Source organism: Pseudomonas sp. Pdm06 (assembly GCF_014851795.1).
Classification (GTDB): Bacteria; Pseudomonadota; Gammaproteobacteria; order Pseudomonadales; family Pseudomonadaceae; genus Aquipseudomonas; species Aquipseudomonas fluorescens_AA.
In genome coordinates, this window is record NZ_JACVAH010000015.1 from 1 (window position 1) to 22,568 (window position 22,568).

Annotated in this window: 20 protein-coding genes; 6 read left to right on the forward strand and 14 right to left on the reverse strand. The window is 62.4% G+C overall.

Going from position 1 to position 22,568, the window contains the following annotated elements; genetic code table 11:
• Nucleotides 1–556: 556 nt before the first annotated feature.
• Nucleotides 557–940, reverse strand: coding sequence for a DUF6124 family protein (locus IB266_RS22320; protein WP_192262485.1), 384 nt, complete (start codon nucleotides 938–940; stop codon nucleotides 557–559).
• A gap of 535 nt (nucleotides 941–1,475) precedes the next feature.
• On the opposite strand from IB266_RS22320, the gene IB266_RS22325 reads away from it, so the two are divergent.
• The 3 genes from IB266_RS22325 to IB266_RS22335 all read left to right on the forward strand — a co-directional run bounded on the left by IB266_RS22325 (nucleotide 1,476) and on the right by IB266_RS22335 (nucleotide 4,898).
• Nucleotides 1,476–1,859, forward strand: a complete 384-nt coding sequence (locus tag IB266_RS22325; protein WP_060740034.1) for a hypothetical protein — start codon at nucleotides 1,476–1,478, stop codon at nucleotides 1,857–1,859.
• Between the two features lie 142 nt (nucleotides 1,860–2,001).
• Nucleotides 2,002–3,366: a delta-60 repeat domain-containing protein gene (locus tag IB266_RS22330; RefSeq protein WP_192262487.1), complete on the forward strand. Its 1,365-nt coding sequence runs from the start codon at nucleotides 2,002–2,004 to the stop codon at nucleotides 3,364–3,366.
• 224 nt (nucleotides 3,367–3,590) lie between these two features.
• The gene (locus IB266_RS22335) at nucleotides 3,591–4,898 is read left to right on the forward strand and encodes a hypothetical protein (RefSeq protein WP_192262488.1); all 1,308 of its coding nucleotides are present in this window, start codon (nucleotides 3,591–3,593) and stop codon (nucleotides 4,896–4,898) included.
• A gap of 68 nt (nucleotides 4,899–4,966) precedes the next feature.
• On the opposite strand, the gene IB266_RS22340 is transcribed toward IB266_RS22335, so the two are convergent.
• From IB266_RS22340 to exbB, 6 genes are all read right to left on the reverse strand, one after another.
• Complete coding sequence (locus tag IB266_RS22340; protein ID WP_060740037.1) at nucleotides 4,967–6,364, reverse strand: aminoacyl-tRNA deacylase and HDOD domain-containing protein; 1,398 nt, start codon at nucleotides 6,362–6,364, stop codon at nucleotides 4,967–4,969.
• A gap of 79 nt (nucleotides 6,365–6,443) precedes the next feature.
• A complete protein-coding gene (gene recG, locus IB266_RS22345; RefSeq protein ID WP_060740038.1) occupies nucleotides 6,444–8,519 on the reverse strand; it encodes an ATP-dependent DNA helicase RecG in 2,076 nt (691 codons plus the stop codon).
• Between the two features lie 9 nt (nucleotides 8,520–8,528).
• Nucleotides 8,529–9,449 (reverse strand): hydrogen peroxide-inducible genes activator, encoded by a 921-nt coding sequence (locus tag IB266_RS22350; protein ID WP_053126577.1) that lies wholly within the window; start codon nucleotides 9,447–9,449, stop codon nucleotides 8,529–8,531.
• A gap of 312 nt (nucleotides 9,450–9,761) precedes the next feature.
• Entirely contained in the window at nucleotides 9,762–10,520 is a 759-nt protein-coding gene (locus IB266_RS22355) for an energy transducer TonB (RefSeq protein WP_192262489.1), read from the reverse strand.
• Entirely contained in the window at nucleotides 10,517–10,945 is a 429-nt protein-coding gene (exbD, locus tag IB266_RS22360) for a TonB system transport protein ExbD (RefSeq protein WP_060740040.1), read from the reverse strand. The genes IB266_RS22355 and exbD overlap by 4 nt, the downstream gene beginning before the upstream one ends.
• 6 nt (nucleotides 10,946–10,951) lie before the next feature.
• Nucleotides 10,952–11,923, reverse strand: a complete 972-nt coding sequence (gene exbB / locus IB266_RS22365; protein WP_060743107.1) for a tonB-system energizer ExbB — start codon at nucleotides 11,921–11,923, stop codon at nucleotides 10,952–10,954.
• A gap of 186 nt (nucleotides 11,924–12,109) precedes the next feature.
• Here exbB and IB266_RS22370 point away from each other — a divergent pair, with 186 nt between their 5' ends.
• Nucleotides 12,110–12,967, forward strand: coding sequence for an SDR family oxidoreductase (locus tag IB266_RS22370; protein WP_192262490.1), 858 nt, complete (start codon nucleotides 12,110–12,112; stop codon nucleotides 12,965–12,967).
• Nucleotides 12,968–13,109: 142 nt separating this feature from the next.
• On the opposite strand, the gene argJ is transcribed toward IB266_RS22370, so the two are convergent.
• Genes argJ through IB266_RS22405 form a run of 7 tightly spaced genes read right to left on the reverse strand, consistent with a single transcriptional unit; the run spans nucleotide 13,110 to nucleotide 20,402 of the window.
• The gene (gene argJ / locus IB266_RS22375; protein WP_060740042.1) at nucleotides 13,110–14,267 is read right to left on the reverse strand and encodes a bifunctional glutamate N-acetyltransferase/amino-acid acetyltransferase ArgJ; all 1,158 of its coding nucleotides are present in this window, start codon (nucleotides 14,265–14,267) and stop codon (nucleotides 13,110–13,112) included.
• Nucleotides 14,264–15,721 carry a class I adenylate-forming enzyme family protein gene (locus IB266_RS22380; RefSeq protein ID WP_192262491.1) on the reverse strand — a complete coding sequence of 486 codons (1,458 nt, stop codon included), beginning with the start codon at nucleotides 15,719–15,721 and terminating at the stop codon, nucleotides 14,264–14,266. Before IB266_RS22380 ends, argJ begins: the two co-directional genes overlap by 4 nt.
• A 19-nt stretch (nucleotides 15,722–15,740) precedes the next feature.
• Nucleotides 15,741–16,568, reverse strand: a complete 828-nt coding sequence (locus IB266_RS22385) for a GNAT family N-acetyltransferase (RefSeq protein ID WP_192262492.1) — start codon at nucleotides 16,566–16,568, stop codon at nucleotides 15,741–15,743.
• A gap of 15 nt (nucleotides 16,569–16,583) precedes the next feature.
• On the reverse strand, nucleotides 16,584–17,327 hold the full coding sequence (locus IB266_RS22390) for an NRDE family protein (RefSeq protein ID WP_192262493.1): 744 nt from the start codon (nucleotides 17,325–17,327) through the stop codon (nucleotides 16,584–16,586).
• A gap of 2 nt (nucleotides 17,328–17,329) precedes the next feature.
• Nucleotides 17,330–18,193 (reverse strand): TauD/TfdA dioxygenase family protein, encoded by an 864-nt coding sequence (locus tag IB266_RS22395; RefSeq protein ID WP_192262494.1) that lies wholly within the window; start codon nucleotides 18,191–18,193, stop codon nucleotides 17,330–17,332.
• An 11-nt stretch (nucleotides 18,194–18,204) separates the two neighbouring features.
• Nucleotides 18,205–19,593: an asparagine synthase C-terminal domain-containing protein gene (locus IB266_RS22400; RefSeq protein WP_192262495.1), complete on the reverse strand. Its 1,389-nt coding sequence runs from the start codon at nucleotides 19,591–19,593 to the stop codon at nucleotides 18,205–18,207.
• Nucleotides 19,590–20,402 (reverse strand): enoyl-CoA hydratase/isomerase family protein, encoded by an 813-nt coding sequence (locus IB266_RS22405; protein WP_092174372.1) that lies wholly within the window; start codon nucleotides 20,400–20,402, stop codon nucleotides 19,590–19,592. Before IB266_RS22405 ends, IB266_RS22400 begins: the two co-directional genes overlap by 4 nt.
• A 196-nt stretch (nucleotides 20,403–20,598) precedes the next feature.
• Here IB266_RS22405 and gntB point away from each other — a divergent pair, with 196 nt between their 5' ends.
• Nucleotides 20,599–21,597 (forward strand): guanitoxin biosynthesis L-arginine gamma (S) hydroxylase, encoded by a 999-nt coding sequence (gene gntB, locus IB266_RS22410; RefSeq protein ID WP_225613626.1) that lies wholly within the window; start codon nucleotides 20,599–20,601, stop codon nucleotides 21,595–21,597.
• On the forward strand, nucleotides 21,587–22,486 hold the full coding sequence (locus IB266_RS22415) for a DMT family transporter (RefSeq protein ID WP_060740050.1): 900 nt from the start codon (nucleotides 21,587–21,589) through the stop codon (nucleotides 22,484–22,486). Before gntB ends, IB266_RS22415 begins: the two co-directional genes overlap by 11 nt.
• Nucleotides 22,487–22,568: the final 82 nt, after the last annotated feature.

Sequence of the window (22,568 nt, forward strand, 5' to 3'; positions counted from 1 at the left end):
TGTGATCTTCGGTCCGGTGATCCTAGGTCACGTCAACGCCAGGGACGCAAAGAACGGCTATGTTTCAATCAAAGTGTCACCTATGTGAATGCACTTTTTTGTAACCCATGTGGTTGTCCCGTACATTGCCCACCACTCGGCACCTCGCCTAGGCTCGGTGTGCCCTCACTCCGGCATTGCTCCGTGGGCCGCCGCGAAGGGCCATCCATGGCCCAGCGCGGCTATCCCGGCATCCATGCCGGGATGCCCACTGCGCAATACCTGCGTTCGGCCAGCGTGGTCAACGGGGCCCCCAGATCAAAAGCCCGCCGAGGCGGCCTTATAGCCGACCTGGCTCTTTGGCTGTTCCCCGATCCAATTGTGGGAGCAAAGCTTGCTCGCGAGGCGGCCTTATAGCCGACCTGGCTCTTTGGCCGTCCCTCGATCCAATTGTGGGAGCGGGCTTGCCCGCGAAGGCGGCCTAGTAGCCGGCCTATCTCTTGCGGTTGCACCCGATCCAATTGTGGGAGCGAGTTTGCTCGCGATGGCGTCGGCTCAGCCTGCATCAATGCAAGCGCTATCCCTTGGCATCAGGCGCCGCCATCTCCTTGGTTTCCAGATGATCCAACGCCCGCTCGACCAACAACTGCACCCCATCGGCCATGCGGCTGATTGCCAGGGCGATGCAGCGGCGTGAGTCATCCACGTCGTCAGCCAGGTCGGCGGCGATGGTGCTGATGGACAGCAGGTCTTCGGAGGCGTTGGCGAGCAGGGTTTCGGTGTCGATGTGGGGAGCAACGATGAAGAGCTGGCTTTTGTCGGTTTCGGGTGGGGCAGAGGGTTTGGGGTTGAGGTAGTAATCGAGGGCGCGGGCGGCGGCGTCTTCGAGCTTTTTTTCTTCTTGCGCTTCGACGCGGGATTTGTGGCCGCTTTGTGGCGGATTTGGAGTGACCTTGAACATAAATGCATTACCCGATATGTAATTGAATGAAGGCTGACACCTTTCGTTGCACCGAAAGAGGTGGCAGCTACGCGCGGGTGTGCAAGACCGGGCATATCGGACCCCGGCAGACCTCGAGAGTCTCCCGCACGCAGCCGCCATAAACACACCAATACGAGCATGAGCCGTTTGGCGTAGCAGTTGCGCGCCGATATGTACCGGACTTGCACGTCCGTGTCACCGTTTTTTGCGATGACGAACAAAGGTTAGCGGTGCCCCAGAGCCCTGCCTAGTTCACGAACAGCCCGGCGTGTTGAAGGAAATGTCCGAGGGTTTGGCAGGGGAAAGGGATCAAAAGATCGCAGCCTTCGGCAGCTCCTACAGAAACCGATGTAGGAGCTGCCGAAGGCTGCGATCTTTTGATTTCAGGTTTTGTGACTTGGCAGTCATCTTTCGCGAAAACCAGCTTATCTTCCGACAAAGCGATCCGATGATGGCGTTGTGCCGAAGAATCGCTAAACTGCCAGCCATTCATCTTTCTCACGAGGCTGTGCCCATGAAATTTCGTTTTCTGCTGTGGATGCTGGGGTTGTTGATGGGCAAGGCCAGTCGGACCAATCCGGCGTTCCAGCAGCAGTTGGGCGACAAGGAATTGGTGTTCCAGCTGCAAACCCTGGACGGCAAGGTCGCCCGGCATTTCACCGTGAAGAACCAGCGCATCACCAGCCAGTCCGGTACTTACCCGGAGCCTGCGTTCGCCATCGCCTTCAAGGACGCCGCCTATGGCTTCGCCACGATGCAGGCCAAGAACAAGCAGTTGGCGTTCATGACAGGGATCCAGGACAAGTCGATCCAGATCAAGGGCAACCCGGCGCTGGTGATCTGGTTCCAAGGGCTGACCAAGTATCTGAAGCCGAAGAAGGCCAAGCCGAAGGCTTGATCGGGTTTGGCCTGAAAGGCCATTGATTTGGCCGTCAGGGATCATGGTGACTGTCAGCTCTGACAGGTGTGTGGATCGGTGTTTGGGTGCTCCATTGTGATGAAACCCGCGTGGTTTCATACACCTTGATGGAGTGACGATCATGGCCCAGGCACCAAGCGCCGTTCAGGCTGGAACGCTCGACCCGACCTTTGCCGAAGATGGGGTGCTGGCACTGCCGACCCCTGAATTAACAGGCTATCGCACGCTAGCCATCCTGCCGCTGGCTGAAAACAAACTGCTGATCACCGTGCTCTTACCGGGAGACCCCGCCCCTATCAGACTGGCGAAAGTGAACGAGGATGGATCGCTCGATATGGAGTTTGGTGGCGCCGGGACGGGCTTGGTGGAATTCTCCATCAAAAATACAGACTTGGAGGTCTACCAACTCAGCGGCCTGGACGATGGTGGCTGGTTAGTGATCGGTCAATTTTCATCGTTCGAGCAGAGCGGCGCTTATGTCGTGCGATTCCTGGAGGATGGGCGGCTGAATACGCTCTTTGGCGAGGACGGTGTGCGTTTGCTTCCGTATCGTAGTGAGCCAAGGGATGGAGGTAGGGAAGATGGGCCGGCGACTTTCAGTCGGCGGGACCGAGAACCCTCCGCAGGGGATGCGCGATCTTCAGGCAATCAGGGCGTCTCTACGGTTGTGCAGTCGGATGGGAAGATCGTTCTGCCCAGTTGGGTAGCGTTCGGCACGTCACCAGGGCAGTGGGCGGTGCTTCGTCTTAACCCGGATGGCTCTACTGACGACACGTTTAACGGGAGTGGATTCGTGGTTATCGAACTCCCCGGTATTCCCCGTACCCCTACCAGTATCAGAAGTGTTGTCCTTCAAGCGGATGGCCAGGTGCTGGTTTGCGGGGAGTATTCTTCCCAAGACACTCCGGATTCCAACGGTATCTATGTGATACGTCTGGATGTAAGGGGGCGTCTCGATACCAGTTTCAATGGCGGCGTCGGCGTTGTGACCGTTGCAAACCCCACTTTCATGAATGCGAATGCGATGGCGCTGAGAGAAAGCGACGACGCGATTGTTGTTGTCGGGGATGTTTGGCGCGACCAATACAGGCACGGGCTGATGTTCGTGTTGAGTCGCGATGGATTCTTCGATTTTGCGTTCAATAGCGGGCAGCCGCTGTTCTCTAAGTTAGTGGATCAGGGGCATGACTGGTATCGCTGCGCATGGCAGGCAGACGGTTCCATTCTTGTCGGGGGCAGTACCGGCAGAGGGGTTGTGGAAGAGGGCGTGTCAGCGCTCACCGCACGGTTCCGTTCTGATGGTTCGCCGGACCTGACCTTCAACGACGTTGGTTTTGTGCTTTTTGACGAAGAAGGACAGTACGAGACGGTCGAGGATATGGCGCTAATGCCAGATGGACGGATCGTCGTTGGCGGTTTTGCGCGGCTACCCGGCCCGGTTTGGTCCCGTATCGTTGGAAGCTGGATCATTCGCTATCTGGCTTGAGTAACCATGGGATTGGGGGCGAGGGGGCACGCCCTGCCCTTGGCGCAAAGGCACCGTCATCTCCTGGCGCTTGAGCCATTCAGTGTCTGCAATGGCCGGTCAGCTCAGCACGTTGTCTGTACGGGCAATCAGAACTGTCATCTCTGACAGGTGTGTGATCGCGGGTTGAGGTGTCTACTCAACATCGTTGTTGGATTCCCCACGCACCGATGGAGCACAAAATCATGACTCATCCTGCAGGCAGTCTTAAAGCGGGCACCCTCGACCCATCCTTTGGGGAAGGGGGCGTGTTGCATCTTCCCATACCAGAAGTTTCCGCGGCCGGAGCACCCGGTATATTGGCACTTCCTAACGGCAAATTGCTTGCAGTCATGCCGTTACTGGGAGTGGGGGCTCCTATGGTGGTCTTGCGTTTGAACGAGGATGGAACACTCGACAGCACATTTGGCAATTCGGGAGCGGGTTATATTGAATTGCCAGAGAGAGGGATGCACCCCAATTTACTGGGTATTAATTCATTGTCTGACGGCGGATCGATTATAGGTGGCCGATTTGGTAACGACGATGATTTCGGCACCATTATCATAAAGTTGCGTGAGAATGGCGAGTTCAATAGCGAGTTTGGAAATAATGGTGTCGTCCGTCTGCCTATTTGGGGGCGCAAGCAACAGAGCGAGCAGGGTTCAGAAGGTGAAAGTGATTCAGGCAAGGCGGAGGGGAACTGGAGATATTCTGCGATTGAAGACGCAAACGGCAAGATTGTATTGGTAGATCAAACTTATCTTACGCAAGGTATCAGAGCCATTGCTATTCGTTTGAACGTAGATGGTTCGTTGGATGACACTTTCGACAGACGCACTTCAATTGTTGAACTCCCTGGCGTCGAGTACAGATGGACTACTGCTTCAGGTGTCACCGTTCAGTCGGATACAAAAGTGCTGGTCTGCGGTCATTATGGTGATGAAATACAGTATGGGCTTTATGTTGTACGTTTCGACAGTGAGGGGCGGGTGGATCCAGATTTCAATAACAACCGTCCCATCGTAATTCCCCTCGCCAATACGGCAAGATTTTTTTCAATAGCGATAGGCAGAAGTGCGGGTTTTGAGAAAATCCTTGTTGTCGGTGAATCTGTAGAGAGTGACGGCACAAAAGGAGTGCTTGTTGTTTTGAATGAGCAAGGATCCTACGATTCCGCTTTTAATAATGGAGCTCCCTTGTTTGCCACGTTGTATGCCAGGAATCTTACTTGGACAAAATGCGATTGGCGACCTGATGGCGCGATAGTTGTTACAGGCGCCGTGGGGCATCTCGATACTTCTCGTAATGGAGTGCTGACAGCGCGATACCGTCCTGATGGCTCTTTAGACCCGCAATTCAACGATGGCGTAGGCTATGTTGTTTATGAGGGGATCGATGGGGCGAACGTACCGGAAGATATGGTTGTCATGGCGGATGAACGGATCGTGATCAGTGGCTTTCGAGTTTTCGGTAGTTCCAGACAAGACTGGATTCTACGTTACTTGGGCTAAACCGCCTGCGGTATCCGTTGCGAGCGAAGCCGCTCTCACTGGGTGGCAAAACCCAATGAGAGCGGTGCTCAGCTGTGAAACTGCGAAGCCAGTTCCCGCAGCAACACTTCTGCTTCAAGCACCTTGCTGACCACGTCGTTGGCCTTTTCCCGGGTCAGGCCCACGCGTTCGAGCAGGGCATCCGGGATGTCTTCATCCGGGCCGGAGCCGATGCTGCGGGCGCGCAGCAGGCGCACGGCCAGGCACACCAGGTTCGGGTAGGCGGCGTATTCACCGTCGTAGTTGGGGTCGTGCTGGAAGCGCAGGGCGGTGGCCAGTTCGTCGGGCATGTCCCAGTAGCGCATCAGCCAGGCGCCGATCTGCTCGCGGCTGATGCCCAGCAGGTGCTGTTCCACGTAGCTGTGGCACAGGTGCGGGTTGACCTCCAGGTGCCGGCAGATCAGCGAGAAGTGCGGTGGGAACACGTGGGCCAGCAGCAGGTAGCCGAAGTTGTGCAGCAGGCCGGACAGGTAGGTCAGGCCACCCTCGGGACGCTGGGCGCGAGGCATGGCGCGGGTCAGGCCTTCGATGACGGCGGCGGTGTAGATCGACTGGTGCCAGTACGGCGTGGTGTGTTGCGGGTGGTCCTTGGGCAGGCTCAGGGTCTTGCCCAGAGCCAGGCCCAGTGCCAGGTTGATCACCAAGTCGAAGCCCAGTACCCGCACGATGGCGTCTTCCACTGAACGAATCTTGCCCGGCGACGCGTAGTAGGGCGAGGCGGCCCAGCTCACCACTTGCGCGGCCAGGGCCGGGTCGGTTTCCACCACGCCGGTGATGTCGTCGATGGTGGCGTCAGGGTCGACCCGCAGCTTGATGATTTTTTGCGCGGTTTCAGCCAGCGGCGGGATCTCGATGGTTTCTTCCAGCCGTTGCTGGATACGCCGGGCGGTGAACGCCTGCACAGCCTGGGTGATTTCCGCGCGGTCGTCGTGGGGGCGGTCCAGGTTGGGGGTGATGTTGCTCACGGCTTCGCCGAACGTCGCGGCGCTGGCCTTGGTGAGCATGGTCTTGAACGCTTCGCTGGTCACTTCCAACAGCAGCCCCGGCTCGCCGGAGTTGATCAGCAGCTTCGGTTCGCGCAGCAGGCTTTCTTCGTACAGGCACGGTGAGCTGGTCAGCGCCGGCAGCCCGGGCAGCAGGCTCAGGCTGTGTTTGCCAAGCATGCGCTCCAGGCGTTCGGTCGGCACCGCCGTGAGCTTGCGGCCGGTGAGTTCGGCCAGACGGTTGAGGTCCAGCAGCTGGCTTTGCGGAAACAGCACCATGAGCGCGCCAACGGCATCGTGCAACAACACCGCCTGCACTTTGCGGGCGGGGTTCAGGCCGGGTCGTTCGAGTACTTCGTCATAGCCGATGCCCAATTTCTCGAGCAACAGCCGAATAACAGACGGAGCGTGCGGGGCTTCGGGGACGAGGGCAGCTTCTGTCATGGTCTGTATCCGTTTTCCTACAAGTTGGTCAGTATAACCAGCTTGTCCTGCACGCGGGTCTGGAAAACTGAGCGCGTGCTCACACTTGGCCGTATTGCTGCCCATGACGCAGCCAGCGATCCAGCAGCGGGCTGACGTGGTCGGGCCAGCGTTCCAGCAGGGCCTGGGCGGCGTCGCGTACGGCGGGGAGCAGATCGGCGTCGCGCATCAGGTCGGCTACCTTGAATTGAAGCAGACCTGTCTGGCGTGTGCCGAGCATTTCACCGGGGCCGCGCAATTCAAGGTCTTTTTCGGCGATGACGAAACCGTCGTTGGTTTCGCGCATGATCCCCAGCCGTTGGCGGCCGATCTGCGACAGCGGCGGGTGATAGAGCAAGACGCAATGGCTGGCGGCGCTGCCCCGGCCCACCCGGCCGCGCAGCTGGTGCAATTGCGCCAGGCCCAGACGCTCGGGGTTTTCGATGATCATCAAGCTGGCATTGGGCACGTCGACGCCCACCTCGATCACGGTGGTGGCGACCAGCAGTTGCAGGGCGCCGGCCTTGAATTCAGCCATCACCGCGGCTTTCTCGGCGGGCTTCATGCGACCGTGGATCAATCCGACCTTCAACTCGCCGAGGGCGGCGGTGAGGTCCTCGAAGGTGGTTTCGGCCGCCTGGCAGGTCAGTTCTTCCGACTCTTCGATCAGCGTACACACCCAATAGGCCTGCCGACCCTCGGCACAGGCGCTGCGCACGCGCTCGATCACTTCCACCCGTCGGGTATCGGTGACCAACACGGTATTGACCGGCGTACGGCCGGGAGGTAGTTCGTCGAGGATCGAGGTGTCGAGGTCGGCGTAGGCGCTCATCGCCAGGGTCCGTGGGATCGGCGTGGCGGTCATAATCAATTGATGAGGGCACATCCGCCCGCCCACGCCTTTCTGCCGCAGGGCCAGGCGCTGTTGCACGCCGAAGCGGTGCTGTTCGTCGATGATCACCAGGGCCAGGTTCTTGAACTGCACTTCGTCCTGGAACAGCGCATGGGTGCCGACCACCATCGGTGCGCCCTCGGCGATCTGCGCCAGGGCGGCGGCGCGGTTCTTGCCCTTGAGCTTGCCGGCCAGCCAGGCGACTTCGATGCCCAGCGGTTCGAGCCAGCGCTGGAAGGTGATGAAGTGTTGTTCGGCGAGGATCTCGGTGGGCGCCATCAGTGCCACCTGATAACCCGCCTCCAAGGCCTGCAGCGCGGCGAGGGCGGCGACCACGGTCTTGCCGGCGCCGACATCGCCCTGGATAAGCCGCAGCATTGGCTCGGGCTGGCTCAGGTCGTAGGCGATTTCGTTGCCGACTCGTTGCTGGGCGCCTGTGGGGGTGAAGCCGAGGTTGGCCAGGTAGCGGGCCGGCAGGTCCCTGGCCTTGGGCATCGCCGGGGCGCGCAGGGAACGCAGGCTTTCGCGCAGGCGTTGCTGGGACAGTTGATGGGTCAGCAGTTCTTCGAACGCCAGGCGATGCTGGGCCCAGTGATGGCCGAGGGCGAGTTCGTCCACGTCGGCGTCGGCGGGTGGATGATGCAGGTAGCGGATCGCGTCGGCCAGCGGCGCCAAGTGGTAATCCCGGGCCAGTTCCGTGGGCAGCCAGTCGGGCAGGCTGCTGGGGCCGAGCAACGTCAGGGTTTGCTGGCAGAGCTGGCGCAGGCGTTGTTGGGTCAGGCCTTCGGTGAGCGGATAGACCGGGGTCAGGGTTTCATCCACGGGCGGCGGTTCGTCGCCGGTAATGCTGCGGTATTCCGGGTGGTAGATCTCCAGCCCCGACGCCCCGGGCCGCGCCTCACCGTAGCAGCGCACGCGGGTGCCACGCTTGAGGCCTTCCTTTTGCGCATTGCTGAAGTGATAGAAGCGCAGGCTGAGCCCGCCGGTGCCGTCCTGCAGGCGCACCACCAGGCTGCGGCGGCGGCCCATGACCACGTCGGCGCCGCTGACGGTGCCTTCGATCACCGCATCCTGTCCCGGGCGCAGATGGCCGATGGGCACCACGCGGGTGCGGTCCTGATAGCGCAACGGCAGGTGAAACAGCAGGTCCTGGAGGTTTTCCAGGCCGACCTTGGCCAGTTTCTCGGCCATGGCTTCACCGACACCCTTGAGCGTCGTGACCGGCACTTTCGACAGCTCAGTCATGACCGCGGCTTACTTGCCAGCGGGCGGCTTGGCCACGGAGCACAGGCGGATCGAGTCGGCGAGGATTTCGATGGCCTTGGGCCGCGGGAAACTGGCGCGCCAGGCGATGGCGACGGTACGGAACGGCACGGGCGGCGTCAGTGGGCGGACTTCGATCACACCGGGGGAGTAATGATGGCTGTCCACTGCCGACAGCGGCAGGATCGAGATGCCCAGGCCGGATGCGACCATGTGGCGAATGGTTTCCAGGGAGCTGGATTCCACCGTGGTGTGCTTGGCCCCTTCGCTGCCTTTGGTCAGGGTCGGGCAGGCTTCGAGCACCTGGTCGCGGAAGCAATGGCCTTCGCCGAGCAGCAGCAGGCTCTTGTCGTTGAGCAGGGCCGCGTCGATGGTTTTTTTCTGGGTCCAGGGGTGCTCTGCCGGCATCAGGACGTAGAAGGGCTCGTCGTAGAGCGGCAGGGTCAGGACGTCGGCTTCGTTGAACGGCAGGGCGATGATGATCGCGTCCAGCTCGCCGTTGCGCAGCTTGTCGCGCAGCACGTGGGTGAAGTTTTCTTCGATGTACAACGGCATCTGCGGGGCGACCCGGTGCAGTTGTGGAATCAGGTGGGGGAACAGGTATGGGCCGACGGTGTAGATCGCGCCGACTTTCAGCGGGGCGGTCAGTTGGTTCTTGCCGGCCTGGGCCAGTTCGCGAATGCCTTGGGCCTGCTCCAGGACTTTTTGTGCCTGGGCGACGATGCCTTCACCCACCGGGGTCAGGCGCACGGCGCTTTTGCTGCGCTCGAAAATCAGCACACCGAGTTCGTCTTCAAGTTTTTTCACGCCCACCGATAGCGTCGGCTGGCTGACGTGGCAACGCTCGGCCGCATGGCCGAAGTGCTGCTCTTGGGCGAGGGTCACGATGTAGCGTAATTCTGTGAGGGTCATGGCGAGCGTCCGTGAAGTTGCGAGCCAAGCATACCGGCTGCAATCGATAGACGCACGTTATCAGACTGGGGGCGCGGTGTGACACTGTCGAATGTCTGTGTGGCGAGGGGATTTATTCAAGAATGTGGAATTGTCTGTGGGAGCAAGGCTTGCCCGCGATGAAGTTAACGCGGTGTTCACTGGAACCGAGGTGCCTGTATCGCGAGCAAGCTTTGCTCCCACAGATGCCCTGGTTCCCACATTGCCTTTGCTCCAAAAGGCCTCTTCACCAGAAATAAAAAGCCCCTGTTACAGGGGCTTGAAAATTTGCGATCAGCGCCGACGCTTGTCGATGGAGTACACAAACGGTGCCGTCAGTTCGATGGTGCCGTTGGTCAGCAACTCCGCAGGTGGCTTGGGCAGCGGTTGGGCGCGGCGGATCATTTCCAGGGTGGCCCGGTCCAGCAACTCCGTGCCGGAACTGCCCACCAATTCGAATGACAGCACGTTGCCGTTGGCATCCACCACGAAACGCAAGCGGTTGGTGCCTTCCTTGTTCATTTGCTGCGCCCTGGGCGGGTACTTCTTGTACTTGCCCAAATGCGCCAGCAGCGTGCCCTGCCAATTGGCCTTGGCGGCCGTCTGCGCAGGTGACGGGCCGGGCGCCGGTTGCGCGGACTTCTCGGTCGGTGCCTGGGTCGGCTGAGTGTCGCTCGGTTTCTGCTCCGACGGCTGTTCCTTCGGCGGCTCCGGCTTTTTCTCGACCACGGGCTTGGGTTTGGGCGGTTGAGGCTTGGGCTTGGGCTTGACCGGCTTGGGCACGGCGATTTCCGGCGTCGGCGCTTCGGCAAGCTTGGGCAGCGGCAGCTCTTCGACCGGCTCGGGCGGTTGCGGCGGTGTGACGACTTTTGGCGGTGCCGGTGGCGGCGGGGCTGGCACTGGCGCCAGTTCGACCATCATCGCCTGGGGTGGCAATTCGATGGGCGCGCGCGAGGTCCAGTTCAGCGCCAGGGCGATGGCGAGCGCATGCACGCCCAATACCACCACCAGGCTACCGCTGTAACGCGTCAGCTTTTGGCGCGTCGTGATCATTTCTTGGGCGCCGTCTCGAGTCCGACCAGGCCGACCTTCAGGTAGCCGGCGCTTCGCAGCGCATCCATCACGCTCATCAGGTCGCCGTAGTCCACGCCTTTATCGGCCTGGAAGAAGATCGTCGTGTCTTTCTTGCCCTGGGTCTTGGCGTCGAGGGTCGCACCGAGGGTGTCGGCCTTGACCTCGTCTTCACCCAGGAACAGGCGCTGGTCGGCCTTGACGCTGAGGAACACCGGTTTTTCCGGCCGCGGCGAAGGCTTTGCCGTCGACGCCGGCAGGTCGACCTTGATGTCCACGGTGGCCAGCGGGGCGGCCACCATGAAGATGATCAACAGCACCAGCATCACGTCGATGAACGGCGTGACGTTGATTTCGTGGTTCTCGGCCAGATCGTCGTCTGCGCCTTCTTTCAAATGCAGGCCCATGGCCGATTACCCCACTTTCACCATGTGCGGTTGCGAGCTGCGCTCGGACGGCAGGTGATCGAGGTCACGGCTGACCAGCAGCAGGACTTGCGCCGAAGCGTCGGAGACCTGGGCCTTGTAGCCGGCAATGGAGCGGGCGAAGACGTTGTAGATCACCACGGCTGGAATGGCCGCGACCAGGCCCAGTGCCGTTGCCAGCAGGGCTTCGGCGATGCCTGGAGCGACGACGGCGAGGTTGGTGGTCTGGGTCTTGGCGATGCCGATGAAGCTGTTCATGATGCCCCACACGGTGCCGAACAGGCCGACGAAGGGGGCGGTGGAGCCGATGGTGGCGAGCACGCCGGTGCCGCTGCTCATGTTGCGACCGCAGGCGGCGACCAGGCGCTCCAGACGGAAACTCACGCGCTCCTTGATGCCTTCTTTCTCGCGGCTGTTGGCCGACAGGCGCATCTCTTCGAGCGCGTCATGCACCAGCAGGTTGGCGAGGGTGCCTTCCTTCGCGGCGGTGGCGCTGGCGTCCTTGAGGGTGGCGGCTTTTTTCAGGGCGGCGATTTCACCGCGCAAGCGACGCTTGGCACCCAACAGCTCGAAGCCTTTGGCAATCCAGATGGTCCAGGTGATGATCGAGGCGATGGCCAGGCCGATCATCACGATTTTCACGATGATGTCGGCGTTCTTGTACATGCCCCATGGCGACAGGTCGTGGGCCATGCCCAGCGAGTTGTCGGCTTCGAGCGCTTCAGGTGCCTGGGCCTCGACGGCTTGGGCCGGATCGGTGGCGACCGGCGTCGCAACGGGAGCGGCCGGGTCTGCCGGTGCCTGGGCGGCGGCCGGGGTTGTGGCTGGGGCCGTGGCGGGCGTCTGTGCATCAGCGAGCGCGGCGACAGGTGCCAGCAGCAGGCTGAACAGCAGGGCGGCTACCGTGCTCCAGGCACGAGGTCGGTTGGTTGGCGAAGCGGGGGATAGAGAGCGTTTCATGCTGGCCGGACCTGAGAAAAAAGAAGGTTGATGTTCTTCCAGGCCTCGTGGGCCGAGAACAAAAGTGGCGGGCATTATTGCAAGTAATTCTTGTTAACAAAAGTAATACAGTTACTTTTTTTGTCCCATGGCTAGCCGCTCGTCCCTCTCGGAGGCTAGTCTGGGGCTTTGCCAGAGGAGTTCTTGATGTCCGCGCCTTCTGTTTTGATCGCCGGCTGCGGTGATATCGGTGGCCGCCTGGCTCGCCAGTTATTGGCCGCACATTGGCAGGTCCATGGCTTGCGGCGTACGGTTTCGAGTCTGCCGGCCGGCGTCATCGGGGTGGCGGGGGATCTGTTCAGCGAGCAATGCCCTGCCGATTGGCCCACTGGGTCGCTGGATTACCTGGTGTACAGCGCCGCAGCCACCGACCATGACGAAGCGGGCTATCGCGCGGCGTATGTCGAAGGCTTGCAGCATGTGTTGGGCTGGCTGGAGCAGCATGGGCAGCGGCCCAAGCGCCTGCTGTTTGTGTCCAGCAGCAGTGTGTATGGGCAGCAGCAGGGCGAATGGGTGGATGAAACCTCGCCCACCGTGGCCGGCGGATATTCCGGCCGGCTGATGCTCGAAGCCGAGCAAGTGGCCCTGGACAGTGGCATCCCCGCCAGCCGCGTGCGCCTGACCGGCATCTATGGGCCGGGCCGCGAATGGCTGTTGAGCCAGGTGCGCCAGGGCTACAGCGTGGTGGAAGATCCGCCCCTGTACGCCAACCGCATCCACGCCGACGACGCGGCGGGCCTGCTGGCCTTTCTGCTGGAAGCCGATCGCCAGGGCAAGCCCCTGGAAGACTGCTACATCGGCGTCGACGACACTCCCGCCGCGCTGGCCGACGTGGTGGGTTGGCTGCGCAACTACCTGGGTGTCACCCAATGGGCCGAAAACGCCAGCGTCCGCCGCGCCGGTAGCAAACGCTGCAGCAACGCCCGGGCCAAGGCCCTGGGCTGGGCGCCGCGCTATCCGAGTTTTCGTGAGGGGTATGCGGCGATTCTGGAAGGGCGCTGCTGACGCGGCATCAACGATGCCCTCGGGGCCTAGGCTCGCTCGTTGGCCGTGAGCCGCTATTGCTGTGGCCCGCGCAGGATCCGTGGTACCCATTGAATGTACGGGCACCACGGTTCCACCCTCGAACTCCAGCCCACGCCGGTACTCAGGTCGTGTAGTCGGCGTTGATGCGGATGTAACCCTCCGAAAGATCGCACCCATAGACGGTGAACTGCCCTTGGGCGATGTTCAGGTCTACCGAGATCAGCACTTCCTTGCCCTGCAGGTAACCCTTGACCGCCAGTAGCCCGGCCTCGTCCAACTGCTGTGGATACGCCTCGGTCTCACCAAAAACGATGCGTACCTTGTCCGGGTCGATGTCCTGCTCTGCCTCGCACTTGCCGATTGCCATGGCTACGCGCCCCCAGTTCGGGTCCGCGCCATGGACAGCGGTCTTGACCAGCGGCGAGTTGACGATGGCCTTGGCCACACGCTTGGCCTGCGCATCATCACGCGCCCCCGTGACGTGCACCTCCAGCGCCTTGCTCGCGCCTTCGCCGTCCGAGGCGATCATGCGCACCAGCCCAAGGGCGATGTCATAAAGCGCTTGCTCGAATTCGACCATGTCCACTTCGCCCGCCAGTCCGTTGGCGAGGATCGCCGCCGAGTCGCTGGTGGAGGTATCGGTATCGATGCTCAAGGCATTGAAGGTCTTGTCGATCACCCGACGAAACAGCGCATCCAGCACATCGGGGGCGATGCGGGCATCGGTAAAGAAGAACGTCAGCAGGGTCGCCATGTTCGGCTCGATCATCCCCACGCCCTTGGCGATGCCAACCAGGCTTGCGCTGCCGACCTGGCGTGCTGCGTACTTGGTATGGGTGTCGGTGGTCATGATCGCCGCCGCGCAGCGTTGGAAGTCGGCGGGTTGCAGGGGCGGTACGTTGCCCAGGAAGGTGCGGATCTTCTCCATCGGATACTGGCGACCGATCACGCCGGTCGAGGCGATCACCAGCGCCTGCGGGTCGACGTCCACGGCCCGGGCCAGCCCCGCGCGAACTTCCTGGGCATTGGCCAGGCCCTCTGGGCCCGTGGCGACGTTGGCGTTGCGCGCGATCACCACCACGCCTTGTGCGGTATCGCGCTGGGCGACCTCGCGGGACAGCGTCACACTCGGGCCGGCAAAGCGCGACTGAGTGAACACGGCACTGATGCTGGCCGGCACGTCGGAGATGACGGCCATGAAGTCGTCGCGGCTGTCCTTGATGCCCAGGTTGGCGATGATGCTACGAAAGCCTTTTGGCTGAATGTGCGTGGCGCTCATGTCAGGTCCTTCAGATGAATGATTGGTTCCATGCCTGTGTGCCTTGTGCCGAGCAGCATGCGCAAGCGCATGCGGTCCGGCTTGCCGGTCGGCGTCAACGGTATCCTTTCGATTGCCGCGATGCCAGCGGCAACACCCAGTCGCTCCAGCAGCATGACCAGCGTCGATCGCTTTTGAGCTGCGATGACAGGGCTGGCTTGCAGCACCACGTGGGCGCGACGGCGATCCTGTTCGTCGACAAGCACGACCACCCGTTCGAGTACCAGCGACTGTGCAAGACGTCCTTCCAGGGCGGGCGTGAATTGTGTCCCCTGTGCGGTCAGCAGGGCGTCGTTCGTGCGTCCCAAGGGCATCAGGCTGCCATCGTCCAGTCTTCGTGCGACATCCCCGGTGGGATAGGCGTCGTCCTCGACCGGGTTGGCCGGGAGGGGGAAGTAACCGGAGCCCCGATGCGCGGAGCGAGCGACGATTTCGCCGACCTCCGGCTGCGCGGGGTCGAGCACCGCCAGCGTCACCTCGACATCCCCCACCGCACGCATGCCGCAGTTGACCTGCAGGCCGGGGGCGAAATTGGCCAGGATCATGCCGAACTCGGTGGAACCATAGATTCGCTTGATGTGTATGCCCAGACCGCGCTCGGCTTCGAGCACCACCTGATCGTCCAGGTAGGCGCCGCCGCAGAACGGCCGGGTCAGCGCCGGCAACCGGGTACCGAGCCGTTGCGCGGCTTGCGCCAGCGCCAGGTATTGCGAGGGCAACGCGCTCATCACGCTGATGCGCTGCTCGTCGAGGGTGCGCAGGGTGTCCTCGATTCGGGACGCTTCGCCCAGGTAAAGCGTGGCGCCCGTCAGCAAGGCAGGGAACACATGGAGGTCGACGGCATGGCCGCCATCGAGGGTGTGGATGTTCAGGTAGCGCGCGCTGTCATCGAGGCCGGCGCACTCGACCCAGTGCAGGATCTCCCGAAACAGACGGTCCTGGCGCCATAGGGCGAGTTTCGGCGTACCCGTGCTGCCGGAGGTTTCCTGCATGCGCATCAGCCCGGTTCGCTCCTGCCAGGCGGGAGCTTCCTGGTTGACGGGGAGCGAGGAGTGCAGGGCGAAGCCGGATACATCGATGCCGTCGGGTACGATGCCCCGTTCATTGACCAGCACGGTGGCACCGACCTGGGTCAGGCGCATCGCCCGGTGCTCGGCACTGCTGGCCAGATTGATCGGGCAATGGACCAGGCCCAGGCTGGCCATGGCGAACAAGAGCGCCACATAGCCGGTGCTGTTGCCAAGTTGGGTCGCCACCACATCGCCTTCTCGCAGGCCCGCCGCCTGCAAGCGGGCGCGCAACAGGTCGATGGCTTGCAGCAGGTCGCCGTAGGTGCTGGACGTGCCGTGGCTGTCGATGACTGCCGGATGGTCTCGATGATGCGCAACCATGCTGAGGAACTGGCGCTGGAACATTCGTTGGATTCCTTGGTGATCAGCCGAAATACAGCTTCAAATGTTCGCCCACTGTGCGAAAGCCGATCTCACCCAGGCGATGACGCAACGGGCCGCCGCTGCAGGTAAACGTCAGCGGCTTGCGCTGGCGGCGGTGGATGCCGGCACAGACGTCGCTCAGCAGCCTGTCCGAAACGCCACGCAGCCGGTGACGGGCCTCGACGAAGATGAAGCCCAGTTGCTCGTGCTGTTCGTCCCGGCTGGTCAGGGCCGTGCAGCCGCCGAGCTGGCCGTCCACCTCGATCACATGTAGCGCCTGGCGTTGGGTGAGCTGGCGGACGGTAAGCGTGGCCTGTTCGCTACTGGACACGAGCTTTACGCCGGAGTCTTTCTCCATCTGGATCCGGTAGCCAACCAGGGTGGCTTCATCCTCAGGCCCGGCCAGGCGGGTGCTGAGTGCCGGTATCGATTCGACCGGGAAGGGGGCGAACTGTTTGAGCAGCACTTCGTCGCGCCGCCCGATCAGCGGCAGCCAGGCGGCCGGCCAGTGTTCCAGCAAGCGCTCCAGGACGGCCTTGGGCCCGATTGCCATCTGCGGGCTGACATGCCCTGCGGCAACGTGTGCCAGCAACGCTGCGTCCGGCTCGCCGGCAACGAGGATGACCGGCACGGCGAACGGCGGCAGGCTGGGCAACAGGGCGACGGCACCGAGCAGGTGGTCGCCCTCCTGACGCACATAGACCTGCAGGCCCTCGGCGCGATTGCTCAGTGCGCCGGCGAGGAACAACTGGGCGTCGGCATCGTTCGACTGGCCGATGAAAGCCAGCAACTGGGGGTATTGATCCGGCGCGAGGGGGTGGATGTTCAAGGCAGCATTCTCGTTCTAATGGGATAAAGGGGACGGCAAGTTGCGCCAACTGGTCGGGTCCAGTGGCGAGGCGCTGAAGTCCAGTCGCGACTGTTGTTTGCCCAGCGCCAGGCAAGCGGCCGATTGAGAGGCCCAGGGGCCGCCTTCAACGTCGCGCCGCCACATCAGCGCATCGTCGGCGCTGCTGTACTGGCCGCCATCGGCCAATAGGTGCAGCCAGCGACCCCAGGCTTGCGCCGGGGAGGCCGTCGCCAGGGGCCGAGGCAGCGGGCTGGCGGCGAAACGGGGCAGGTGCCGTGCCAGGCGTGGGTGATCCTCGCCGATGCCGCGGTAGCACAGGCCGTGGATACCCTTGCCCAGATGCACCGAGCGCAGCGTCCGGGTGTCCCATTGATGGAGCACCAGGCCGTTGGCATCGGCCAGTCCCAGGATGAAGCCGTTGTACTGGCTCAGGCTGTCGGCGTCCCAGCGGTGCGCGGGTGCTTGCAATGCGATGAGCGGCAGGTCGCCACGGCTGCGGGTTTTACCGGCGACGTGCTCTGGGCGGTTGACCAGAAAACTCGCGCGGTGCTGGTGAACGTCAAGCGCCAGCCAGGTGCCGCCGGATTGCAGGTCCAGGCCGCCGATCACCTGTGGATGCTGCTCGGGCCAATGCGCGGCCGGGGCTTGCCATGGCCGCGCGACCGACTCGTCCCGCACCGTGGCCAGCAACACCGGCCACTGCGGTGAAAGGCCGAGCGCGGCAATGATCGTGCACACGCTCAGGCACTCTCCAGCGCCGCGCCGGGTGCCGAGGCGATGGCCTCGAACGTCACCTGGCCGCGTAGCAGCTTGCGGCAGGTATTGGGCAACAGCCCGCGCCGGCCGTGCAGGGTGCGCTGGTTATCGATGATCAACAGGTCACCCTTGCGCCAGCGATGGCAGTACAGGTACGGGTCGGCTGTCAGGTGCCGTTCCAGTTCCGCGAACCAGGCAGCCGATGCGTCCTCGCTCAGCCCCGGCACGCGAACATCCCAACTGGCCTTGACCTGGCTGTCGAAAGGCAACGCGAGGTTGAGCGAGCGGACACGGCCGTAGTCGCGGAACGTGGATATCGGATACCAGCCCTCGGGCACCGTGGCGAAATAGCCTCGCTCGAAGGCCAGGTATTCGAGCCGGCCGTCCAGCAGCGGTTGGCGCAACGAATCGGGCATGTCCTTCCAGGCCGCGAGCTGGTCGCACACGACGGTTGCACCATCTTCGTCGATGTTCGCAACGTCGGCGGCATACAGGATGATGAGGTCGACCTGGGTGCCGAGCAGGATGCCGTCCGTATGCAGCGGCAGGCTGCCCCGGCCGGTAATGACCTTTTCCTTATCGTGGGTGCCGTCGAGCTTGAGGATGTCGGCGAAGCCGTAGCCAACGTTGGCGTTGCCCTCGTCGTAGGACACCTTGTCCCCCAGGCTTTCGACGAACTGCCGGAAGCTGTCTTCGTCGAAGTAGACGTTGCGCAGCAGGGTCACGCCATGGTCGAGTACCGCCTGGCGAACGGCCGCCAGCGGTGTTTCGTCCGGCAGGTGGACGCCCAGGCCAGAGGCGGTCAGGGTCTGGCCGCGCAGGTCGCGCAAAGAAACGGATGAGTTCATGGGCGGTTCCTTCAGCGGCGGTGAGCGAGTGAATGCAAGGCGCGGTCGAGTACTTCTTCGGCACACAGCGGCGCCAATGGGGCTCGTACGGCCTGGTCCAGCTGGGTCGCCAGGATCTGGCGGTACAGCGCCGGCGCGCTGGCGGACTGGTGGGTGGTGACGTCGATCAACTGCGACAGCGCCGTGCCCAACCCATTGCCGTGGTGGATGGCGGTCTTCTTGCGCCAGGCGACCTCGGCAGGCAGCCATTGTTCGGCGGCAAGGCGCAGGTGGCCCTTTTCGCGGCCGCGGGTGGTCTTGACCGACGGACACGTGTCCAGCGCGCTACGCAGCACGGGCAGGTCCCAGTAGGGATGAACCAGTTCGCTGCCGCAGGCTTGGGCCGCGATGCCTGTGAGTTCGCTGGAGTAACGGGTCTTGTCGACCTCGACCGCGATGCTGCTGCGGATATCTTCAGCCAGGCCGTCACCCGTGGCCATGCCGGAGTTGATCAGATCCGAGCCATAACCGGTGAAAATCGTCCGGCCTTCTTCCAACTGCCGACAGAACGCGGTGATTGCCACGCCGATCTCTACGGCTTGGGGCTGCGGATGGCCAAAGGCGCGGATGGTCTGGGGCAGCGCCAGCAGGATCGATTGCGGGTCGAGTTCGACACGGTTCAACGGGCGTCCGATTGCGTCGGCCAGTTGCTGGGCGTCATCGAACTCGTTGCCCCAGGGGGTACCGATGCTGAAGGCTTCGAGGTCCGGGCACTGCGCGGCGAGCAGGGCGGCGACCAACCCGGAGTCGACACCGCCGGAAACCAGTGCGGCGACCTTGCCGGGCCGCTGCAGATGGCCGGCGATACTTTCCTGCAACGCCCTGATCTGCGTTTGTCCGGCGAACAGGGCGTCGCCGTAGCGGTCGCTTTGCAGGGCCAGGGTGTCTTGCATTGCGTCACGTCCGACGCGCACCTGGTTGCCCTGCAACACAACCTCAAGGCGGCTGCTGTGCAACAACCGGCCGATGCCATGGATGCTCGAGCGATCGTCCAGGTGCACGCCTGCCTGTTCGCGCACGCCCAACTGGCAATCGGTCAGGCTCATCCAGGCGCTGGCAGCGATCAGCAGGTCGGTTGACAGGACGAAGTTGCCTTGATGATCGGCGCTCCAGTACAGCGCGCAGGTGTTGCGGCTACTGGTCGTCACGGTCAGCTGGTCGCCTTGCACGTCGATCAGGTTGTCTCCCCCTACGTGCAGGCGCGTGCGAGGACGGCCAGACGCATCGTGACGGTCGTCGGGCGCAGGAACCGGCCAGGCCGAGGCATAGCCGTGGAAAGCCGAGGCGGCCAGCGGCACGTGGGCGGATTCGAAGCGGTCGAGGGGACGGCTGGAAAGCAACAACCAGGGTTGTACGGTCATGGGGTCGCCTCCAGGCTCGGTTGCACACTGGAGCGGTTGAGGATCGTCTTCATCCGGCCTTGTGCCTCGCCAGCGGCGAAGGCCGCGCGATGCGCCTGTTTGCCGGCGATGCGGGTCTGCTCCAGCCCGGCGATGAAGTCTCGGTTGAGGTAGGTCTTGGTATTGCGGAACGCGGCATCGGTGAACGCGGCGGCGCGGTGGGCCTGTTCCAGGGCGCTGGCGCGCAGTTGTCCGGCATCGGCCACTGCATGCAGCAGCCCGTCGGCCATGGCACGCGGTGCTGGCCACTCGGCACAGGACATCAGCATGTTCTGCATCAGGCTGCGCCCGACGATCTTCTCCAGCATGAAGCCGCCGAAGGTGCAGGCGATGCCCAGTTCGAACTCGGGCATCTTCAGCACGCAGCGATCGCTGCCGATCCGGTAGTCGGCGGTCAGGGCTATCTGCAGGCCGATGCCGATGGCGTAGCCATCGATGGCTGCGATCAGCGGACGGTTCAACTGCAGGGCTGCGATGTACAGGTCGGTGACGTGGTCGATCCAGACATCGACCTCGTTGCCACCGGTGAATGTCGAGGTTTCATGGAAGCTGCCGCCGGCACCGAACGATCGGCCCTCGCCGCTGTGCAGCAGCACTGCACCTACCGCGTCATCCTCGTTCAACTGTCTCAGCAGTCGGGTCAGCTGGGCCATCCGTGGCATCGACCACAGGTTGTGCCGGTGCGAGTCGGTGAAGGCCACCAGCGCGACGCTGTTTTCGAAAGTAATGTCGAAATCGTAAGTGAGGTAATCGTTTTCAAGACCTGGCATCGCTAACTTCCCGTGGCGTCCTTGGTGCGAAGTGGTGCTGTCGGGCCCGATAGCGCCCGGCACTGCCTAGTAGATAGGGCGCGCGTACGGCCTGGTACCTCCCGGAACAGGGAGGTTGTTAGCGTCGTGGCAACTCACTAGCTTCTGCGGCCGCTCGAAGGCTGGCGGACGCCCTATCCGCAGGGCCCGAGTCTCCATGGCGAATGAAACAGGATCATCGATGTTACCCAGACACCGGTTCTCGAAAGAGATCAAGGACCAGATCAAGCAGTTGTACCGCTACGACAATTACCATGGCCCCCTCGCGTTGCTGCAGAACCTGTTCTGGATCAGCTTGGCGATCTATCTGGGCGAGTCCAGTCCCTGGCTGCTGCCGTTGTCCATCCTGCTGATCGGTTCACGACAACGGGCATTGGCCACGCTGCTGCACGAAGCGGCGCATGGTGCGCTGTGCCGCAGTAAACGGCTGGAAAAATTCCTCGGCACCTGGTGCTCGGGTTACCTGATTTTCCAGGGCTGGGCCAGCTACAAGCGCTCCCACACCCTGGATCACCACCACAAGTTGGGTGACCCGGAGCGCGATCCCGACTATCGGTACTATCAGCAGTCCGGGGTGTTCGAGGCGCGCTCGACGGCCAGGTTCGCGCTTGCGCATCTCATCAGGCCGCTGCTATTCCTGGGCGCACCGCAGAGCTTGAAGTATCTGCTGGTCAACCGACTGATCCGCAGCCCCAGCAAGCGTGAGCTGTTTGCGGTGCTCGCCTGCCAGGGCCTGCTCGGCGTGGGCCTGACGATGCTGTTCGGCGCCAAGGGCTATGTCCTCTACTGGCTCTTGCCCTACCTCAGTACCTTCCAGGCCTTGACTTGGTTCATCGAGCTCGCCGAGCATTACCCGATGATCGCCCAAGCCAAGAGCGATCTGCAGGCCACCCGAAACCGCTTCAGCCATCCGCTCGAGCATTTCTTCACGGCCATGCATGGAGAGAACTTCCACCTGATCCACCATCTCTTCCCTGCCATTCCGTACTGGAACCTCAAGAAGGCTCATCGGATCCTGCTCTGCGACGCGGCATACGCCACAACGAATGCGGGGTTTGGCGGGATCTTCATATCCTCCAATTTCGCGCCGTCGATGTGGGCCGACATTTTATCGAACGACCTACCAGCGACAGGGACCGTCATCAATGCAAGCTAGTTTCAGCAAAGGCGTTATCTTTGCACTCTCCGCCGCCGCACTTAACGCCACGATCGGCGTGCTCAGCAAAGTGCTCATGAGCAATGGCTTTACCGCCAGCAGTGTCGCCGTCATAAAGACGGTCCTGGGTTGTCTGCTGCTCTCGGCTTTGCTGCTGTTTCTCAAGCGTCCGGCGACGACGGCCAAATGGACCCAGGCGGCGATCTGTGCGTTCCTCGGTATCTTCGTGCTGTTCCACTTCGAAACATCTGCCTATCGGCATTACGCCGCGGCGGGCGTGGTCGTGATGTTGATGGCCAGCGCATCCATCTCCTCCATCGTGCTCGGCCGCATATTCCTCAAGGACGCCATCACCGCCAACGCCACCGTGGGCGCGGCCCTGGCTATCGCCGGGATCGCGGTGATCTTCGGTGCCGACCTGCGGCAGGGCTTCACTCTCCAAGGCGCTGCGCTGGCTTCCATGGCGGGTTGCGGCTACGGGGCGTTTTCGGTCGCCATGAAGCGGATGGGCGTGTCCGGTGGGTTGCACTTCACCCGTCAACTGCTGTTTTTCGGCAGCCTGTACTTGTTGATGCCGGCCGCGGCCGATGGTTTCGTGATCGGTGAGCTGTCGTCCCTGGCGGTTGCCGCGCTGCTGGCGCTGGCCGCGTTGCCGACCATTCTCGGCTTTTTCTGCACCACCAAGGCCATCGAATACCTCAAGCCCTCCCAGGTGCAGGCCTTGGAGCTGACCGAACCGCTGTTCGCCGCCCTGCTGGCGTTTGTGGTGCTCAATGAGGTGCCTCGCGAAAGTCTGTACGCGGGCGCGGCACTGATCATCATCGGTTTGTGTTTCTCCAACGAGCTGATCCGCCTGGGCAGAAAAACGCCTGTCCCATCTCGCGCGTGAGCCTTTGCCAGAGGGCCTCGCTCGCACATTGATTTCAAAGCGCCATATCTCTATCTTATCGCCCCACTTTTGCGAGGGGGGC

Coding starts and splice junctions, on each gene's coding strand:
- IB266_RS22395 (WP_192262494.1), bottom strand. CDS start 18,193: ATGAACTCATCCGTTTCTTTGCGCGACCTGCGCGGCCAGACCCTGACC.
- gntB (WP_225613626.1), top strand. CDS start 20,599: ATGGCGAATGAAACAGGATCATCGATGTTACCCAGACACCGGTTCTCG.
- IB266_RS22335 (WP_192262488.1), top strand. CDS start 3,591: ATGACTCATCCTGCAGGCAGTCTTAAAGCGGGCACCCTCGACCCATCC.
- IB266_RS22405 (WP_092174372.1), bottom strand. CDS start 20,402: ATGCCAGGTCTTGAAAACGATTACCTCACTTACGATTTCGACATTACT.
- IB266_RS22400 (WP_192262495.1), bottom strand. CDS start 19,593: ATGACCGTACAACCCTGGTTGTTGCTTTCCAGCCGTCCCCTCGACCGC.
- IB266_RS22320 (WP_192262485.1), bottom strand. CDS start 940: ATGTTCAAGGTCACTCCAAATCCGCCACAAAGCGGCCACAAATCCCGC.
- exbD (WP_060740040.1), bottom strand. CDS start 10,945: ATGGGCCTGCATTTGAAAGAAGGCGCAGACGACGATCTGGCCGAGAAC.
- IB266_RS22350 (WP_053126577.1), bottom strand. CDS start 9,449: ATGACCCTCACAGAATTACGCTACATCGTGACCCTCGCCCAAGAGCAG.
- recG (WP_060740038.1), bottom strand. CDS start 8,519: ATGACTGAGCTGTCGAAAGTGCCGGTCACGACGCTCAAGGGTGTCGGT.
- argJ (WP_060740042.1), bottom strand. CDS start 14,267: ATGAGCGCCACGCACATTCAGCCAAAAGGCTTTCGTAGCATCATCGCC.
- IB266_RS22380 (WP_192262491.1), bottom strand. CDS start 15,721: ATGTTCCAGCGCCAGTTCCTCAGCATGGTTGCGCATCATCGAGACCAT.
- IB266_RS22415 (WP_060740050.1), top strand. CDS start 21,587: ATGCAAGCTAGTTTCAGCAAAGGCGTTATCTTTGCACTCTCCGCCGCC.
- IB266_RS22370 (WP_192262490.1), top strand. CDS start 12,110: ATGTCCGCGCCTTCTGTTTTGATCGCCGGCTGCGGTGATATCGGTGGC.
- IB266_RS22355 (WP_192262489.1), bottom strand. CDS start 10,520: ATGATCACGACGCGCCAAAAGCTGACGCGTTACAGCGGTAGCCTGGTG.
- IB266_RS22330 (WP_192262487.1), top strand. CDS start 2,002: ATGGCCCAGGCACCAAGCGCCGTTCAGGCTGGAACGCTCGACCCGACC.
- IB266_RS22325 (WP_060740034.1), top strand. CDS start 1,476: ATGAAATTTCGTTTTCTGCTGTGGATGCTGGGGTTGTTGATGGGCAAG.
- exbB (WP_060743107.1), bottom strand. CDS start 11,923: ATGAAACGCTCTCTATCCCCCGCTTCGCCAACCAACCGACCTCGTGCC.
- IB266_RS22340 (WP_060740037.1), bottom strand. CDS start 6,364: ATGACAGAAGCTGCCCTCGTCCCCGAAGCCCCGCACGCTCCGTCTGTT.